Origin of the sequence: Sphingopyxis sp. (genome assembly GCF_050916055.1) — a bacterium.
In the GTDB taxonomy this organism is placed as follows: domain Bacteria; phylum Pseudomonadota; class Alphaproteobacteria; order Sphingomonadales; family Sphingomonadaceae; genus Sphingopyxis.
In genome coordinates this window covers 1,214,858-1,229,841 of sequence record NZ_CP051527.1, presented here as the reverse complement: position 1 = coordinate 1,229,841, position 14,984 = coordinate 1,214,858, and the positions used below count along the sequence as shown (strand labels likewise).

The window sequence follows — 14,984 nt, the reverse complement described above, 5'->3', positions numbered from 1 at the left end:
TTTGATCATGCCGCGCGGCCGGTTGCAAGATGAAACGGGCTGCGCGCGCCGCGGCTTTTTGCACCATGGCCTCGGTTCTGCGGACCGTCCCTCGCGCGTTGCCGCTTTTACCCGTTGCGCAGGACGCTAAAACAGCGAAATTGTTTTCGCGCGGCGTCGCTAGGCGCGGGCAAATCCGGGAGACGATTGTGTCGAGATCGCACGTCATTCTATCGTCGCTTGTCGGTGCGAGCGGCATCGCCGTTGCGGCCGCGGGTCAGGGACCGGAGGCCCGGATCGAAGTTCCGAAAGTCGAGCGCGAAGGCGTATGGCAACCAGCGGCAGAAGGCGAGCAAATCCCGCTCTGGGCTGCCAGCGTCGCATTGGCAAAGCCCGATAGCGGCGACCATCCCGAGGCAACCGGCAACGGGTCGCCGCTGGTCGGGGGACGAAAATGGCATTGGGCGAGTTACGTAACACGCCCGACGATGACCATCTACAAACCCAAGGTGCGCAATACAGGGTCTGCGGTGATGGTTGTCCCGGGCGGCGGATTCCATGCTGTCGCGACCGACCTGGAAGGCACGGAGATTTGCGATTGGGTTGTCCAGCAGGGCATGACCTGCGTCGTGCTGAAATACCGGACGCCGCAGCTATGGCCCAGAAGAAACGGGGTAAGCCAGCGACCCAAAGTGCTTCTGGCGTTGGAAGATGCGCAGCGGGCGATGGGCTTGTTGCGGCAGGGGGCATCGGCTTATGGCATCGATCCGAACAAGATCGGGGTGCTGGGTTTTTCGGCGGGCGCCTATGTTGCCGCGGAGATGAGCAACACGGTGGAGCGCACCTACCCGCTTGCCGACCCGGCAGACCGGCAATCGCCGCGGCCGGACTTCGCGATTATCGCCTATACCGCGCGTATGCTGGACAACAGCAAAGGTAAGAACAGCCTGGACCTGCAGCCTTGGGTCAAGATCAGCCCCGATGCCCCGCCGACGCTGATCGTGCACGCGATGGACGACCCGGTCGACGACATCCGCCATCCAATGGCCTATGCGCTGGCATTGAAGGAGGCGGGCGTGCCGGTCGACTTGCGCGTTTATGCGAAGGGCGGCCATGCTTTCGGCATGCGCCCCACATCCGACCCGATCACGACCGAATGGCCGGGACAGGTGGGGCAGTGGCTCGGCAATCTTGGCATGTTGTGAAGCCGTCTCCGGGAAGCCGTTTGCAAGCCGCTCTTTCCTGAGCCTCAGAAAGCCTTGGGTGGGCAAGCGGCCCCTCCCCCTTTCGCAATTGCAGCAATTCCGCTAATCGGACCGCCGATCCTGTTTTCCCTTACGGAGTCTCCAGCCATGACCGCCACCGATCCCGTCGTCTTCCTCTCCTATGCGCGCACCCCGATGGGCGGCATGCAGGGCGCGCTGTCGGACGCCAGCGCGACCGATCTCGGCGCGACCGCGGTCAAGGCGGCGGTCGAGCGCGCGGGCGTGTCGGGCGACGATATCGAGCGCATCTATATGGGCTGCGTGCTGCCTGCCGGGCTCGGTCAGGCGCCGGCGCGCCAGGCCGCGATCAAGGCGGGCCTGCCCAAATCGGTGCAGGCGACCACCGTCAACAAGGTGTGCGGTTCGGGCATGCAGACCGTGATCATGGGCGCAGAGGCGCTGGCAGCGGGCAGCGTCGACCTGATCGTCGCGGGCGGCATGGAATCGATGACCAACGCGCCCTACCTGCTCAAGAAGCACCGCGGCGGCGCCCGCATCGGCCACGACACCGCCTACGACCATATGTTCCTCGACGGGCTGGAAGACGCCTATGAAGCCGGCCGCGCGATGGGGACGTTCGCGCAGGATACCGCCGACGCCTATCAGCTCAGCCGCCAGTCGATGGACGACTACACCCTCGAATCGCTGAGCCGCGCCAAGGCCGCGATCACCGATGGCGCCTTCGCCGCCGAAATCGCGCCGGTGACGATCGCCGGCCGCAAGGGCGACGTCGTCGTCGATACCGACGAAGCTCCGGGCAAGGCGATGCCCGACAAGATCCCGACGCTAAAGCCCGCCTTTGCCAAGGACGGCACGATCACCGCCGCGACCAGCTCGTCGATCTCCGACGGCGCCGCCGCGGTGGTGCTGACCCGCCAGTCGGTCGCCGATGCCAAGGGCGCAAAGCCCGTCGCCCGGCTCGTTGCGCATGCCGCGCACGCGCAGGAGCCGAAGGATTTCACCGTCGCCCCGGTCGGCGCGATCAACAAATTGCTCGCCAAGACCGGCTGGAGCATCGGCGACGTCGATCTGTTCGAAATCAACGAAGCCTTCGCCTGCGTCGCGATGTTCGCGATGCACGACCTCGGCATCCCGCACGACAAGATCAACGTCCATGGCGGCGCGACCGCGCTCGGCCACCCGATCGGCGCCAGCGGCACCCGCATCATCACGACGCTGATCGCCGCGCTCCAGCGCCGCGGCAAGACGCGCGGCATCGCCAGCCTCTGCATCGGCGGCGGCGAAGCGACCGCGGTGGCGATCGAACTCGTTTAAGGCACTGCCGAGAAGCTGTGCCCCTGTGAAGGCAGGGGACCCATCTCCGGACGTTTCGTTTCTACGCCGCGGAAATTTAATCGGGTGATGGGCCCCTGCCTTCGCAGGGGCACAGGCCTTTCCGGTCGAGTTCCATCGGTATGCCGCACGACGGCATCGACCCGTCGTTACCTTGCGACAAGTTGCGACACTAATGTCCTGAAAATAAACGCGCCGTTCGGGAACAATTCAAAACGACTCGCGTAAACCATTCCCAGTCATCGGGCAGATCCCCTCCCCCTGACCGATTGAAAAGGAATGGCACCATGAAGACCAAATTTCTCACCGCCGGCCTGATCGCCGCGATGATGGTCCCCGCAGCTGCGCAGGCCCAGAATCGCGAGATCCGCGAAGACCGCCGCGACGTGCGCGAGGAAAAGCGCGAACTGCGCGACGCCCAGCGCTATGGCGACCGCGGCGATGTTCGCGAGGAACGCCGCGAACTGCGCGATGCGCGTGGCGACCTGCGCGACAGCCGCCAGGACTGGCGTCAGGATCGCCGCTATCAGAACTACCGCGCCCCGTTCAAATATCAGCAGTTCCGCGTCGGCGCGACGCTCCGTTCGAACTATTACGCGCCGAGCTATCGTCCGACCTGGGACAGCCGCTGGGGCGTGCCGCGCGCCGGTCGCAACCTGACCTATGTGCGTCACTACAACGACCTGCTGCTGGTCAACCAGCGCAACGGCAAGGTCATTCGGGTCTATCGCAACCACTTCAATTGGCGGCGCTAACCGATAAAATCGGTCGAATAACCGGAAGGGTCGGTGGGCAACCACCGGCCCTTTTTCGTGGCCGAATGTCATTGCCTCGCGGCGATGAAAGGCATAGCCTCCCGTGTCTTTAAGGGGGATATCATGAAAAAGCTTGTTGCACTCGCCGCGCTCGCGGCATTGTCGGCCTGTTCGCAAAAGTCCGAAGACAGCGGGGAAACGGTTGTAACGGCCGAGGATGTCGCGCTTGAGCCTGCGGCCAATCCGGGGACTCCGCCGGGCGTTTACGACGTCAAAATGGCCGACGGTACGATGGCTTCGACCACCGTCAATGCCGACGGCACTTATGTCGATACCGATCCCGCAGGCAAGGAAATCAAGGGCAAGCTTACGCACAAGGACGGCAAGGATTGTTTCGATCCCGACGGTGACGAGGCCGAGGCATGCTGGAGCCTGTCCCCCGTCGCCGCCGACGGCAGCTTTACCGCAACCTCGCCCGACGGCGTCGTCGTGACGGTGACGCCCCGGAAAAGCTGAGCGCCCGGCCGGCGTGCGTCGGGGCGTTCAATCGCCCCAGATGTGATCGATCTGCACCCAGCCGCGCCGGCCCTTAACGTCGAACAGGCACCAGCCGCTCGCGCAATCTGTGATCCGCCCGACGACGCCGGGTTCGGCGCGATACGACACGGCCGCCGCCGCGCTCGCCGCCTCGCGCAGCGGGCGGATCTCGCCGGTGACGATCGCGGTGCGCGTCCGGCTGAGCAGCCGCGCCGCCATCCACCCTTGGGTGCCGTCCGGATCCTCGACCTTGCGCCAGTTTTCGTGGCGCGCGATCACCTTCACCGGCAGGTCGCGGCGGCGGTATTCCCACATCACAGGCACGTCCTGCGACGGCCCCTTGCGCATCCGCGCCTCGTCGACGCTGATCGACGCCCAATAGGGTAGCTTGACGGGGTCGGATTGCGCGGCGGCCGGTCCCACGACGGCGATCAACGCGGCAGTTGCTAGTATCAGGCGGCTGGTCATCGTCATGCCTTGTCAAAATCGGGTCCGATGTTCAACCGTTCGCCGCGCAAAAGGCTGCGTTCATCCCCAGCCTTTTCGCGTGTCATTCGGGTCCATACTCTTGACCGGCGCGCGGCGGCGCGCTCTATCGGCGGCCATGCCCGATTCCACCCGCCCGAAACGCCCGCGCGTCATCGTCACCCGCCAGCTGATGCCGCATGTCGAGGCGCGCATGGCCGAACTGTTCGACGTCGCGCTGTCGGCGAATGATCGGGCCTTCACCAAGGACGAACTGAAGGCCGCGGTCGCCGATTGCGACGTGTTCGTCCCGACGGTGACCGACGACATCGACGCCGAGGTGCTGGCGGCCGCCGGCGAACGGCTGAAGCTGATCGCCAATTTCGGCGCCGGGGTCGATCATATCGACCTCGCGGCGGCGCGCGCCAAGGGCATCATGGTATCGAACACCCCAGGCGTGTTTACCGAAGACACGGCCGACATGACGATGGCGCTGATCCTGAGCGTGCCGCGCCGCTTGGCCGAGGGCGAGAAGCTGATGCGCTCGGGCCAGTGGGCCGGATGGGCGCCGAGCGCGATGCTCGGCCACCGCGTCGGCGGCAAATTGCTCGGCATCATCGGCATGGGCCGCATCGGCCTCGCGGTCGCGCACCGAGCGCGGGCCTTTGGCCTGTCGATCCACTACCACAACCGCAAGCGCCTGCCCGAAGCAATCGAGGAGGAACTCGGCGCCAGCTATCACGCCAGCGTCGATACCTTGCTGCGGATCAGCGACATCGTGACGCTCCATTGCCCGCACACCGCCGAAACGCACGAGATGGTCAATGCCGCGCGCATCGGATCGATGAAGCCGACGGCGTACCTGATCAACACCGCGCGCGGCGAGATCGTCGACGAAAAGGCGCTGATCGCCGCGCTGCAAACCGGCCGCATCGCCGGCGCCGGGCTCGACGTCTACACCCACGAACCCGCGGTCGATCCCGCGCTGCTCGCGCTCGACAATGTCGTGCTGCTCCCGCACCTCGGCTCGGCAACGATCGAGGGCCGCGAAGCCTCGGGCGAAAAGGTCATCGCCAACATCCGCGCCTGGTGCGACGGGCACCGCCCGCAGGATCAGGTGCTGGAGGGGTGGGCCTGAGAGCGCACTCTGAATTTGGTTCGCACAAAGCCACAAAGATTACCCGTGTCCCGTTCGTGCTGAGCTTGTCGAAGCACCGTTCTTCTTCGACGCGGAAGGAAAGAACGGCCCTTCGACAAGCTCAGGGCGAACGGTAATTTGGGCCTGTCCTTTGTGGCTTCGTGCCTTTGTGCGATTCTAGATCGCCCAAGGGCGCGCCTCAATCCCCCGTCAAAATCCGGTCCACCAGCTGCTTCACCGTCGGGGTGAAGTTGTTAGAATAAAAGGGATCGGTCTTGAAATTGAACGCCGCGTGCCCCGCAAACATCAGGTTCTGCTCGGGATCGCCGCCATGCGCGATGTCCTGTAGCGTTTTCTGGATGCAGAAGCTGCGCGGGTCGGCGAGGTAGCCGGTGGTGTAATCGTCATGGTCCTTCCATGACGAAAAGCCGCAATGCGACAGGCAGCCCATGCAATCGGTCTGGTCCTTGCGGATCACCGCCTTGTCCGCCTCGGTGACGAAGACGACCGTATTGTCGGGGGTCTTCAGCGCCTCGGTATAGCCTTCGGCCGCCCAGTCGCGGGCCCTCGCCCGATCATGCGGCGTGACCCAGAAATTCTTGCCCTTCACCCCGACGTCGAGCTGGACGATATGATCGCCCGCTTCCTGCTTCGAATAGGGGATCTGGCGCTCCGATCGCGCCTCCAGATCGCGCAGGAACGGCGTGCGCACCGCGCTCGAATAAAAGCCCGTCGGCGAGAAACGATGGAGCAGCACGTCGCCGTCGTCGAGGGTGCGCAGGCGATCCTTCCACGCCTGCGGAATCGGGCTTTCTTCGGTCAACAGCGGGCGAGTGCCGTACTGGAAAACGATCTGCCCAAGCTCGGGGTTGTCGATCCAGTCGTTCCAGTCGCGCAGATACCAGACGCCGCCCGCCATCACGATCGGCACGGAGTCGGCGATGCCCTCGGCGCGCATCACATCGCGCAGCGCCTTGACGCGCGGATACGGATCCTGCGGCACCAGCGGATCTTCGGCGTTCGACAGGCCGTTGTGGCCGCCCGCCAGCCACGGATCTTCGTACACCACCGCGCCCAGCAGCTGCGGCACCTTGTGATAGGCGCGCTTCCACAGCGCGCGAAAGGCACGCGCCGAGCTGATGATCGGCAGATACATGACATTGTGGCGCTCGGCGATTTCGCTGAGCTTGTACGGCATCCCGGCGCCGCAGGTCACCCCTGCGACCATGCCCTTGGTGCGTTCGAGGACGCCTTCCAGAATCTGCTGCGCGCCGCCCATTTCCCACAATACGTTGATGTTGATCGCGCCCTTGCCGCCGGCGATCTCATGCGCGCGCTCGACCTGCGCCACCGCGCCTTCGATGCCATAGTGGATCAGCTCTTCGTGGCGTTCCTTGCGGGTCAACGACTGGTAAACCTGCGGGACGATCTTGCCTTCGGCGTCATAGCTGTCGGCGTTGACCGCCGACACGGTGCCGATGCCGCCCGCCGCGGCCCACGCGCCGCTCGACATATGGTTGGTCGCCGACACGCCTTTGCCGCCCTCCACCAGCGGCCAGACTTCGCGGCCGCCGTACATGATGGGCTTCAAACCTTTGAACATCCTGAAATTCTCTCTCTCACCACCGGTCGCGTCGCGCGGGCCGGCCCCTTTGCCGTTTCCGTAAACGGAAGACGACTGTCAAAGTCAATGGTTGCGCCGCCCGGGGTCCGACCTAGGTCGCGCTGAACAGCCGGCGTCCGTCAAGGGCGCGACCATAGAGATTTTCATAGGCGGCGACCATGGTTGTTTCGTCGAAGCGTTCGGCGGCAACGCGCCGGTTCGCCGCGCCGACCGCCGCGCGCAGCGCCGCGTCGCCCGCCAGTTCGGCCAGCGCGCCGCGAAAACCCGCCTCGTCCGCGGCGATGAGCCGGCGGTTCTCGGGGGCCACCATCGCCGCAACATCGCCGACATCGGGGCTGACCACCGGCAGCCCCGCCGCCATCGCCTCGATCACCGCAATCGGCGCCTGTTCGCTGCGCGACGACAGCGCCAGCACGTCGAAATGGCCGATCCAGCGCGCCGGCTCGGCCATGAAGCCCGGCAACGTCAGCCGATCGGCGATGCCGCAGGCGGCGGCCTCGGCGGCGATTACTCCGCGCTCGGGCCCTTCGCCGACGATCGCCAGCCGGACATGAGCGGGCAAGGTCGCGGCGGCGCGGACGAGCCGCGGCAGGTCCTTGACCTTGCGCAGCCCCGCGACGGTGCCGATCACGACCTCGCCTTCGCGCCGCGCCAGCCCCGGGATCGCTACCGTCGGCGCCGCCGCATAGGCACCGACGTCGATGCCATTGCGGATCAGATGCGTGCGACGCCGCGCGCCCCATTCGTCGCCGGCGATGCGTTCGAGCAGCATCGACGGCACGACCAGCGCCTCGGCGGTCGGCAGCGCCAGCCGGCGAAAGGCGTTCCTTTTCCAATTGCGCCGGACGCTCTCATCCTCGTTGAACCCGTCCTCATGATGAATCAGCGGCGGCAGGTCGCGGAACGGCGACCAGACGCGGTGCGCCATCACCCCGTCCATCGCCCCCCAATTATAGCTGAGCACCAGGTCGAAGCGCTGCATATAGGCGGCAAGGTCGCGATAGCGCGCCGGACCGGGCTTGCCGTGGAGCGGCGGCGCATCGGCCGGGAAGGCAACGGAAATCGCCGAATCGATCGCGCCCTGCGCGCCCAGCGCCTCGGGCACCGCCGACAGGATGACATGCTGCGCGCGCGGCCCCATCAGGTTCATCAGCCGCACCGCGCGCGCTTCCTTGCCGCCCAGCGAGAAACTGGAATGAAGGTGCAGCAGGCGCGCGGGGGCGTCGGCGCGCGTCACGCGGTCGGCAGGTCCGCCGCCCACGCATCGATCGCCGCGCGCGCCTCGGTTTCGTCCAGCGTCGGCGCATGGCCGACTCCCGGCACTTCGACCAGGCGGGCGTGCGGCAATTCGCTCGCCATCCGGCCCGCCGCGCCGCGCGCCAATATGTCGGACAATTCGCCGCGCAGGATCAACAGCGGCACGCTGCCGAATGCGCGATAGGCCGGCCACATGTCCATCCCTGCGGCGTCGGCGTTGGGAACGCGCAGCGGCGCCGCGATCTGCTTGTCGTAATCGGTGACGATGCGCCCCTCGGGGGTCAGGCGGTGGGTGCGCTTGGTCAGCCGCAGCCAGTCGTGGATCACATAACCCGGATAGATGGCGCGGTTCAGTTCGGCGACGGCGCGCGCCGCGTGCATCCATGTCGGCTGGCCACCGCCGGCGCCAATGTAATCGCGGATGCGGTCGAGCCCCGCGGTTTCGAGCTCAGGCCCAACATCGTTGAGCACCGCCCCGACCAGCCGCCCCGGCAGGCTCGCCGCCATCAGCATCGCGACCAGCCCGCCCAGCGAGGTGCCGATCGCCGCGAACCGGTCGATCCCCTGCTCACCGAGCAACGCGACGACGTCCTGGACATAGGTCAGCGGGACATAGGTCATCGGATCCTTGGCAAAGGCGCTTTCGCCGCGGCCGCGAAACTCGACGACAATGACCTTGCGATGGCGCGCGACGTGCGGCGCCAGCGCTTCGAAGTCGCGGGCATTGCGCGCCAGGCCGGGCAGGCACAGGATCGGCGGTGCCGCGTCGCTGCCTTCGGGGCCGGGATAGACGCGCGCGTGCAGCCGCACGCCGTCGCCCGACCACCAATAATGGTCGGACCAGTCGCGCTGCCCGTCGCGCTGGACATCCTGCTTGGCCGAAATCGCGTCTTCCCTTCTGCGCCGTCGTGCCTGCCGTCTATCGCCAACCGCGCCGCCGGGTGCAAGCGATCCGTCGCTGGCACGGCGCGGACAGGTTGCCGCCACCCGCTTTCGCCGATAAGAGGCAGGATAATGTTTCGACCAGCGCCCAATTCCTCGATTTCCCGGTCCGGCAACATAGCGGCAAGGGGCGACGAGGGACCGTGAGCGAGGAACTGCAATCCCACGAACCCGCCACCGGCGAATTGCTGTGGCAACGCCCGGTCAGCAATGTCGACGACGAGGTGGCCATCGCGCGCTCCGCCTGGCCCGCGTGGGCCTCGAAACCCGTCACCTTCCGCACCGAAACGCTCCGCCGCTTCGTCGACCGGGTCAAGGCCGACGGCGAAAAGTTCGCCGACCTGATCGCGCGCGAAACCGGCAAGCCGCTCTGGGAAGCGCGGACCGAAGTCGAATCGGTCTGCAACAAGGTCGGGATTTCGGTCACCGCCTATGCCGAGCGCACCGCCAACCGGCGGATCGAGGGCGCGATGGGGCTGCGTAACGCGGTGCGGCACAAACCGCACGGGCTGCTCGCGGTGCTGGGTCCGTATAATTTCCCCGCCCATCTGCCGAACGGCCATATCGTGCCGGCGCTGCTCGCGGGCAACTCGGTGGTGTTCAAGCCGTCCGAAAAGACCCCGGCGACCGGTGCCATGCTCGTCGATCTGCTGCACAGCGCCGGCGTGCCGCCCGAAGTGCTGCGGCTCGTCGTCGGCGGCCCCGATACCGGCAAGACACTCGCCGGTCACCCCGACATCGACGGGTTGCTGTTCACCGGCTCGGCGCGCACCGGGCTCGCGCTCAACCGCCAGTTCGCCAACCGCCCCGACAAAATCCTCGCGCTCGAAATGGGCGGCAACAACCCCGTCGTCGTGTGGGACACCGCCGACCTCCACAGCGCCGCGATCCTCGTCGTCCAGTCGGCCTTCCTCAGCGCCGGGCAGCGGTGCAGCAACGCGCGGCGGCTGATCGTCAGGGACAGCCTCGCCGACCGGCTGATCGCGGAGGTGGTGGCGCTGACCAACCGCCTGATCGTCGATCATCCGCACGCCGATCCGTCGCCGTACATGGGACCGGTGATCGACAATGAAGCCGCCGACGGCCTCACCGAAAGCTTCCTCATCCTGATGTCGAACGGCGGCAAGGTGATCCGCCACATGACGCGGCCGGTTACCGGGCGTCCCTTCCTGACCCCCGGTATCATCGACGTGACCGCCATGCCCGAGCGGCCCGACATCGAATTGTTCGGGCCGCTGCTCCAGATCGTCCGCGTCGACAGCTTCGAGGCGGCGATCGCCGAGGCGAACAACACCGCCTTCGGCCTGTCGTCGGCGCTGATCGGCGGCACGCCCCAGCTCTACGACCAGTTCTGGGCCAACGCCCGCGCCGGGGTGATCAACTGGAACCGCCCGACCAACGGCGCCTCGTCGGCGGCGCCGTTCGGCGGCATCGGCCTGTCGGGCAACCACCGGCCGAGCGCCTTCTACGCCGCGGACTATTGCGCCTATCCGGTCGCATCGGCCGAAAGCGACACGCTGCGCGCCTCGATCGGCGTCGGCCTGCGCGATCCCGAAGGGTCGCAACTGGTGACGAAGAAATATCTCTGACGCGCCGCCGTCGAAACCGACCCAAATTTACCTTCACCACCTTCAATAAACCCTGCTTTGCGCTTTGCGGGCGCGTGACCCATCTTCGCCAGCATGGAACAGTCACCCTCTTCTGCCGGGAAGCTCTGGCTCGTCGGCGCCGGCCCCGGCGATCCCGACCTGTTGACGCTGCGCGCCGCGCGCTTGCTCGAAAGCGCCGACCTTGTCGTCCATGACGGGCTGGTCGGCGACGGCGTGCTCGCGCTGATCCCGCCGCATGTCGAACGCATCAGCGTCGCCAAGCAGCGCAGCCGCCACACGATGAAGCAGGAGCTGATCAACGAACTGCTCGTGCGCGAAACGCTCGCTGGCAAACAGGTCGTGCGCCTCAAGGGCGGCGATCCGTTCATCTTCGGCCGCGGCGGCGAAGAACTCGACGCTGCGCGTCAGGCTGGCGTCGCGTGCGAGGTCGTCCCCGGCATCACCGCCGCCGCCGGCTGCGCCGCGCAGGCCGGCCTCCCCCTCACCCACCGCGAGGATGCCAGCGCGGTCAGCTTCGTTGCCGGCCAGTGCAAGGATCTGTCCGATCAGGACTGGTCGGGGCTCGCGGGCCACGGCCGCACCCTCGTCATCTATATGGGCATCGCGACCGCAACCGCGATCGCTGACAAGCTGATCGCCGACGGCGTGTCGCCGGGTCTCCCGGTCGCGGTGATCGAGCGCGGCACCACCGCCGACGCCCGCGTCCTGCGCACCCTGCTCACCGATCTCGGCGACCTCGTCGCGCGCGAGCGGGTGAAAAGCCCGGCGCTGATCATCGTTGGCAAGGTCGCGGCGCGCGCCGACGCGCTCGACTGCCTCGGCGCCCCCGGCGTCGCCGAAACTTTGGGGAATTTCGCATGAAACTGTTGACCGGCAACGACCTGAAAACGGGCTTCGTCACCTGGTGGACCGGCGCCGACTGGTCGCTGCATATCGAGGATGCCGCCGACGTCGGCGAGGCTGGCGAGGCGATCCTCGCTGCCGAGGAAGGCGCGCGCCGCGTCAACGCGCCCTATATCATCAACGGCGAGCAAACCCCCGAAGGCCCGCGCCCCGCGCATATCAAGGACCGCATCCGCGCCCTCGGCCCGACGGTGCGCCCCGACCTGACATTGAAACCCGCCGATCCCACGGCCGGCGACTGGGTGATCTGACATGTATAAATATGACGAATATGACCAGCAGATGGTCGATGCCCGCGTCGCCGAATTCGCCGACCAGGTAAAGCGCCGCCTCGCCGGCGAAATCACCGAGGATCAGTTCAAGCCGCTGCGGCTGATGAACGGCCTCTATCTCCAGCTCCACGCCTATATGCTGCGCGTCGCGGTGCCTTATGGCACGCTCGACAGCCGGCAGATGCGGATGCTCGCGCACATCGCGCGCAAATACGACCGCGATTACGGCCATTTCACCACGCGCCAGAATATCCAGTATAACTGGATCAAGCTCGAGGACGCCCCCGCGATCCTCGCCGACCTCGCGTCGGTCGAAATGCACGCGATCCAGACCAGCGGCAATTGCATCCGCAACATCAGTTCGGATCAGTGGGCCGGCGCCGCCGCCGACGAGTTGACCGATCCGCGTCCGTGGGCCGAGCTGCTCCGCCAATGGTCGAGCTTCCACCCCGAATTCAGCTATTTGCCGCGCAAGTTCAAGATTGCGGTGATCGCCGCCGAGGAAGATCGCGCCGCGATGCGCCTCCACGACATCGGCATCCAGATCGTCGAGCAGGACGGCGTTCACGGCGCCGCCTTCTACGTCGGCGGCGGCATGGGCCGCACCCCGATGATCGCGCCGCTGATCAAGGATTTCGTGCCGCTCGACGATCTGCTCAGCTACACCGAGGCGTGCCTGCGCGTTTACAATCGCTACGGCCGCCGCGACAATATCTACAAGGCGCGGATCAAGATCCTGATCCACGAACTCGGCGCCGACGAATATCGCCGCCAGGTCGACGAAGAGTTCGCGCATGTGAAGTCGCTCGGTATCGACCCGCCCCAGGCCGAATTCGACCGCATCGCCGCGCAGTTCGCGATGCCGCCGCTCGACGCGTCGGCTGCGGACGCGATCGACCGCAGCGATCCCGACTTTGCCGTCTGGGTCGACCAGAATGTCGCCGCGCACAAGGTGCCCGGCCATGCGATCGTCAACATCAGCCTGAAGCCTTTGGGCGGCATTCCCGGCGATGCGTCGTCGGCGCAGATCGACCTGATGGCCGACCTCGCCGAAACCTACAGCCACGACGAACTCCGCGTCACCCATGCGCAGAACATCGTCCTGCCGCACGTCCGCAAGGCCGATCTCTACGCGATCTGGCAGGCGCTCGACGCTGCCGGGCTCGCGACGCCGAACCTCGACCTGATCAGCGACATCATCGCCTGCCCCGGGCTCGATTATTGCAGCCTCGCCAACGCGCGCTCGATCCCGGTCGCGCAGAAAATCGCGCAGCGTTTCGCCGACCCGGCGCGGCAGCGCGATCTCGGCGAACTCAAGCTCAAGATTTCGGGCTGCATCAACGCGTGCGGGCATCACCACGCCGGCCACATCGGCATCCTCGGCGTCGACCGCAAAGGCACCGAAAACTACCAGCTTTTGCTCGGCGGCTCGGGCGCGGAGGACGTGTCGCTCGGCACGATCACCGGCCCCGGCTTCGACGAGGACGGCATCGTCGACGCGATCGAGCGCGTCACCGACAAATATCTTGCGACACGCACCGACGGCGAACGCTTCGTCGATACCTACCGCCGCGTCGGCATGGCCCCGTTCAAGGAGGCGATCTATGGTTGAGCATCTGCACAGCGACGGCGAAGAACCCTGCGTCACCCTCGACGCCTTCCTCGAACAGTCGAACGCCACCGCAGTCCGGCTCGAGTCGGATGAGGATGCGCGCGCGTTGATCCCGTTTCTCGACCGGCTGAAGCTGATCGAAATCGCCTTCCCGAAATTCCGCGATGGTCGCGGTTATTCGTCGGCGCGCATCTTGCGGGAAGCCGGCTTTACCGGCGAACTTCGCGCCCAGGGCGACGTCCTCGTCGACCAGGTCGCCTATATGAAACGCTGCGGCATCGACAGTTTCGCGCCCGAAAAATCGCTCAACCCCGCCGATGTCGACGCGGCGCTGACGCGCTGGCCCGAACATTATCAGGCCGCCGCCGACGGCGCGGTGCCGATCTGGAAATTGCGTCATGGCTGAGCCCGATCAGAAATTCCCGTTCGCATCGAGCGATGTCGAGATGCCCATCGGTGACCCACGCCTTCACGGTGTCTCGACGTCGCTCGACACGAACGGAAACAGGGGAAATGACAGAAAGCGCGACCGCATCGACGTCGCGCCGCGCTTCACCGACGCCGACGTCATCCGCCTCAACAACCTGTTCCGCGGCCAGGACGCCGCCGAAGTCGTCGCCAGCGTCATCGGCGCCGGCCTCCTCGGCGACACCGCGATCGTGTCGAGTTTCGGCGCCGAAAGCGCAGTGCTGCTCCATCTGGTCGCCCAGGTCGCGCCTGACATGCCCGTGCTGTTCCTCGACACCGGCAAGCATTTCCCCGAAACGCTCGCCTATCGCGACACGCTGGCGGCGCGGCTCGGGCTCAACATGGTCAACCTGGCCCCCGACCCCGCCGATCTGGCTGCGAAGGACGCGACCGAACTGCGCTGGTCCTACGACCCCGACGGCTGCTGCGAAATCCGCAAGGTCAAGCCGCTCGAAAAGGCGCTCGCCGATTTCGATGCCTCGATCACCGGCCGCAAGGGCTTCCAGTCGGCGACGCGCACCGGCCTGCCGCGCTTCGAACTCGACGGCAGCACTGGCCGCCTGAAGTTCAACCCGCTCGCCAACTGGACGCGCGATCAGCTCGACGCCTATTTCGCCGAACACGACCTGCCGCGCCACCCGCTCGAGGCCGAAGGCTATCCGTCGATCGGCTGCTCGCCGTGCACGTCGAAAGTCCTGCCCGGCGAAGACCCGCGCTCGGGCCGCTGGCGCGGCTGGGACAAGACCGAATGCGGCATCCACGAAGCGGTAACCCCGGTGGACGACGATCCCGCGAACGATCCGGCGTTTTGACATGCCGTGCCCCTGCGAAGGCAGGGGCCCATCTCCAGACGGTGACGCCCTG

15 protein-coding genes are annotated in these 14,984 nt (G+C 66.3%); 11 read left to right on the top strand and 4 right to left on the bottom strand.

Annotated elements, in window-relative coordinates; translation table 11 throughout:
- The first annotated feature begins 29 nt into the window (after positions 1-29).
- The 4 genes from HEQ22_RS06025 to HEQ22_RS06010 all read left to right on the top strand — a co-directional run bounded on the left by HEQ22_RS06025 (position 30) and on the right by HEQ22_RS06010 (position 3,808).
- Positions 30-1,184, top strand: coding sequence for an alpha/beta hydrolase (locus HEQ22_RS06025; protein ID WP_432770290.1), 1,155 nt, complete (start codon positions 30-32; stop codon positions 1,182-1,184).
- Between the two features lie 147 nt (positions 1,185-1,331).
- Positions 1,332-2,519, top strand: coding sequence for an acetyl-CoA C-acyltransferase (locus HEQ22_RS06020; protein ID WP_432770289.1), 1,188 nt, complete (start codon positions 1,332-1,334; stop codon positions 2,517-2,519).
- A gap of 305 nt (positions 2,520-2,824) precedes the next feature.
- Positions 2,825-3,292, top strand: a complete 468-nt coding sequence (locus tag HEQ22_RS06015; RefSeq protein WP_432770288.1) for a hypothetical protein — start codon at positions 2,825-2,827, stop codon at positions 3,290-3,292.
- Positions 3,293-3,415: 123 nt separating this feature from the next.
- A complete protein-coding gene (locus HEQ22_RS06010) occupies positions 3,416-3,808 on the top strand; it encodes a hypothetical protein (RefSeq protein ID WP_432770287.1) in 393 nt (130 codons plus the stop codon).
- Positions 3,809-3,835: 27 nt separating this feature from the next.
- Here HEQ22_RS06010 and HEQ22_RS06005 read toward each other — a convergent pair whose 3' ends face one another.
- On the bottom strand, positions 3,836-4,297 hold the full coding sequence (locus tag HEQ22_RS06005) for an SH3 domain-containing protein (RefSeq protein ID WP_432770286.1): 462 nt from the start codon (positions 4,295-4,297) through the stop codon (positions 3,836-3,838).
- A 136-nt stretch (positions 4,298-4,433) separates the two neighbouring features.
- Between HEQ22_RS06005 and HEQ22_RS06000 the strand changes: the two genes are divergently transcribed.
- Positions 4,434-5,432, top strand: a complete 999-nt coding sequence (locus tag HEQ22_RS06000) for a 2-hydroxyacid dehydrogenase (protein WP_432770285.1) — start codon at positions 4,434-4,436, stop codon at positions 5,430-5,432.
- A gap of 199 nt (positions 5,433-5,631) precedes the next feature.
- Here HEQ22_RS06000 and HEQ22_RS05995 read toward each other — a convergent pair whose 3' ends face one another.
- The 3 genes from HEQ22_RS05995 to HEQ22_RS05985 form a co-directional block, all read right to left on the bottom strand.
- Complete coding sequence (locus HEQ22_RS05995; protein ID WP_432770284.1) at positions 5,632-7,035, bottom strand: NAD(P)H-dependent flavin oxidoreductase; 1,404 nt, start codon at positions 7,033-7,035, stop codon at positions 5,632-5,634.
- A gap of 112 nt (positions 7,036-7,147) precedes the next feature.
- Entirely contained in the window at positions 7,148-8,317 is a 1,170-nt protein-coding gene (locus HEQ22_RS05990) for a glycosyltransferase (protein ID WP_432770283.1), read from the bottom strand.
- The gene (locus HEQ22_RS05985; RefSeq protein WP_432770823.1) at positions 8,290-9,198 is read right to left on the bottom strand and encodes an alpha/beta fold hydrolase; all 909 of its coding nucleotides are present in this window, start codon (positions 9,196-9,198) and stop codon (positions 8,290-8,292) included. The genes HEQ22_RS05990 and HEQ22_RS05985 overlap by 28 nt, the downstream gene beginning before the upstream one ends.
- A 200-nt stretch (positions 9,199-9,398) precedes the next feature.
- Here HEQ22_RS05985 and astD point away from each other — a divergent pair, with 200 nt between their 5' ends.
- From astD to HEQ22_RS05955, 6 genes are all read left to right on the top strand, one after another.
- Positions 9,399-10,844, top strand: a complete 1,446-nt coding sequence (gene astD, locus HEQ22_RS05980) for a succinylglutamate-semialdehyde dehydrogenase (RefSeq protein ID WP_432770282.1) — start codon at positions 9,399-9,401, stop codon at positions 10,842-10,844.
- Positions 10,845-10,937: 93 nt separating this feature from the next.
- Positions 10,938-11,726: a uroporphyrinogen-III C-methyltransferase gene (gene cobA / locus HEQ22_RS05975; protein ID WP_432770281.1), complete on the top strand. Its 789-nt coding sequence runs from the start codon at positions 10,938-10,940 to the stop codon at positions 11,724-11,726.
- Entirely contained in the window at positions 11,723-12,019 is a 297-nt protein-coding gene (locus HEQ22_RS05970) for a DUF2849 domain-containing protein (protein WP_432770280.1), read from the top strand. The genes cobA and HEQ22_RS05970 overlap by 4 nt, the downstream gene beginning before the upstream one ends.
- A 1-nt stretch (position 12,020) precedes the next feature.
- The gene (locus HEQ22_RS05965; protein WP_432770279.1) at positions 12,021-13,652 is read left to right on the top strand and encodes a nitrite/sulfite reductase; all 1,632 of its coding nucleotides are present in this window, start codon (positions 12,021-12,023) and stop codon (positions 13,650-13,652) included.
- Positions 13,645-14,058 (top strand): DUF934 domain-containing protein, encoded by a 414-nt coding sequence (locus HEQ22_RS05960; RefSeq protein ID WP_432770278.1) that lies wholly within the window; start codon positions 13,645-13,647, stop codon positions 14,056-14,058. Before HEQ22_RS05965 ends, HEQ22_RS05960 begins: the two co-directional genes overlap by 8 nt.
- The gene (locus HEQ22_RS05955) at positions 14,051-14,932 is read left to right on the top strand and encodes a phosphoadenylyl-sulfate reductase (RefSeq protein ID WP_432770277.1); all 882 of its coding nucleotides are present in this window, start codon (positions 14,051-14,053) and stop codon (positions 14,930-14,932) included. The genes HEQ22_RS05960 and HEQ22_RS05955 overlap by 8 nt, the downstream gene beginning before the upstream one ends.
- Positions 14,933-14,984: the final 52 nt, after the last annotated feature.

What these genes read in the sequence shown, in the direction of transcription:
- HEQ22_RS06025 (WP_432770290.1), top strand. Translation starts at nt 30, where the DNA reads ATGAAACGGGCTGCGCGCGCCGCGGCTTTTTGCACCATGGCCTCGGTT.
- HEQ22_RS06020 (WP_432770289.1), top strand. Translation starts at nt 1,332, where the DNA reads ATGACCGCCACCGATCCCGTCGTCTTCCTCTCCTATGCGCGCACCCCG.
- HEQ22_RS06015 (WP_432770288.1), top strand. Translation starts at nt 2,825, where the DNA reads ATGAAGACCAAATTTCTCACCGCCGGCCTGATCGCCGCGATGATGGTC.
- HEQ22_RS06010 (WP_432770287.1), top strand. Translation starts at nt 3,416, where the DNA reads ATGAAAAAGCTTGTTGCACTCGCCGCGCTCGCGGCATTGTCGGCCTGT.
- HEQ22_RS06005 (WP_432770286.1), bottom strand. Translation starts at nt 4,297, where the DNA reads ATGACCAGCCGCCTGATACTAGCAACTGCCGCGTTGATCGCCGTCGTG.
- HEQ22_RS06000 (WP_432770285.1), top strand. Translation starts at nt 4,434, where the DNA reads ATGCCCGATTCCACCCGCCCGAAACGCCCGCGCGTCATCGTCACCCGC.
- HEQ22_RS05995 (WP_432770284.1), bottom strand. Translation starts at nt 7,035, where the DNA reads ATGTTCAAAGGTTTGAAGCCCATCATGTACGGCGGCCGCGAAGTCTGG.
- cobA (WP_432770281.1), top strand. Translation starts at nt 10,938, where the DNA reads ATGGAACAGTCACCCTCTTCTGCCGGGAAGCTCTGGCTCGTCGGCGCC.
- HEQ22_RS05970 (WP_432770280.1), top strand. Translation starts at nt 11,723, where the DNA reads ATGAAACTGTTGACCGGCAACGACCTGAAAACGGGCTTCGTCACCTGG.
- HEQ22_RS05965 (WP_432770279.1), top strand. Translation starts at nt 12,021, where the DNA reads ATGTATAAATATGACGAATATGACCAGCAGATGGTCGATGCCCGCGTC.
- HEQ22_RS05960 (WP_432770278.1), top strand. Translation starts at nt 13,645, where the DNA reads ATGGTTGAGCATCTGCACAGCGACGGCGAAGAACCCTGCGTCACCCTC.
- HEQ22_RS05955 (WP_432770277.1), top strand. Translation starts at nt 14,051, where the DNA reads ATGGCTGAGCCCGATCAGAAATTCCCGTTCGCATCGAGCGATGTCGAG.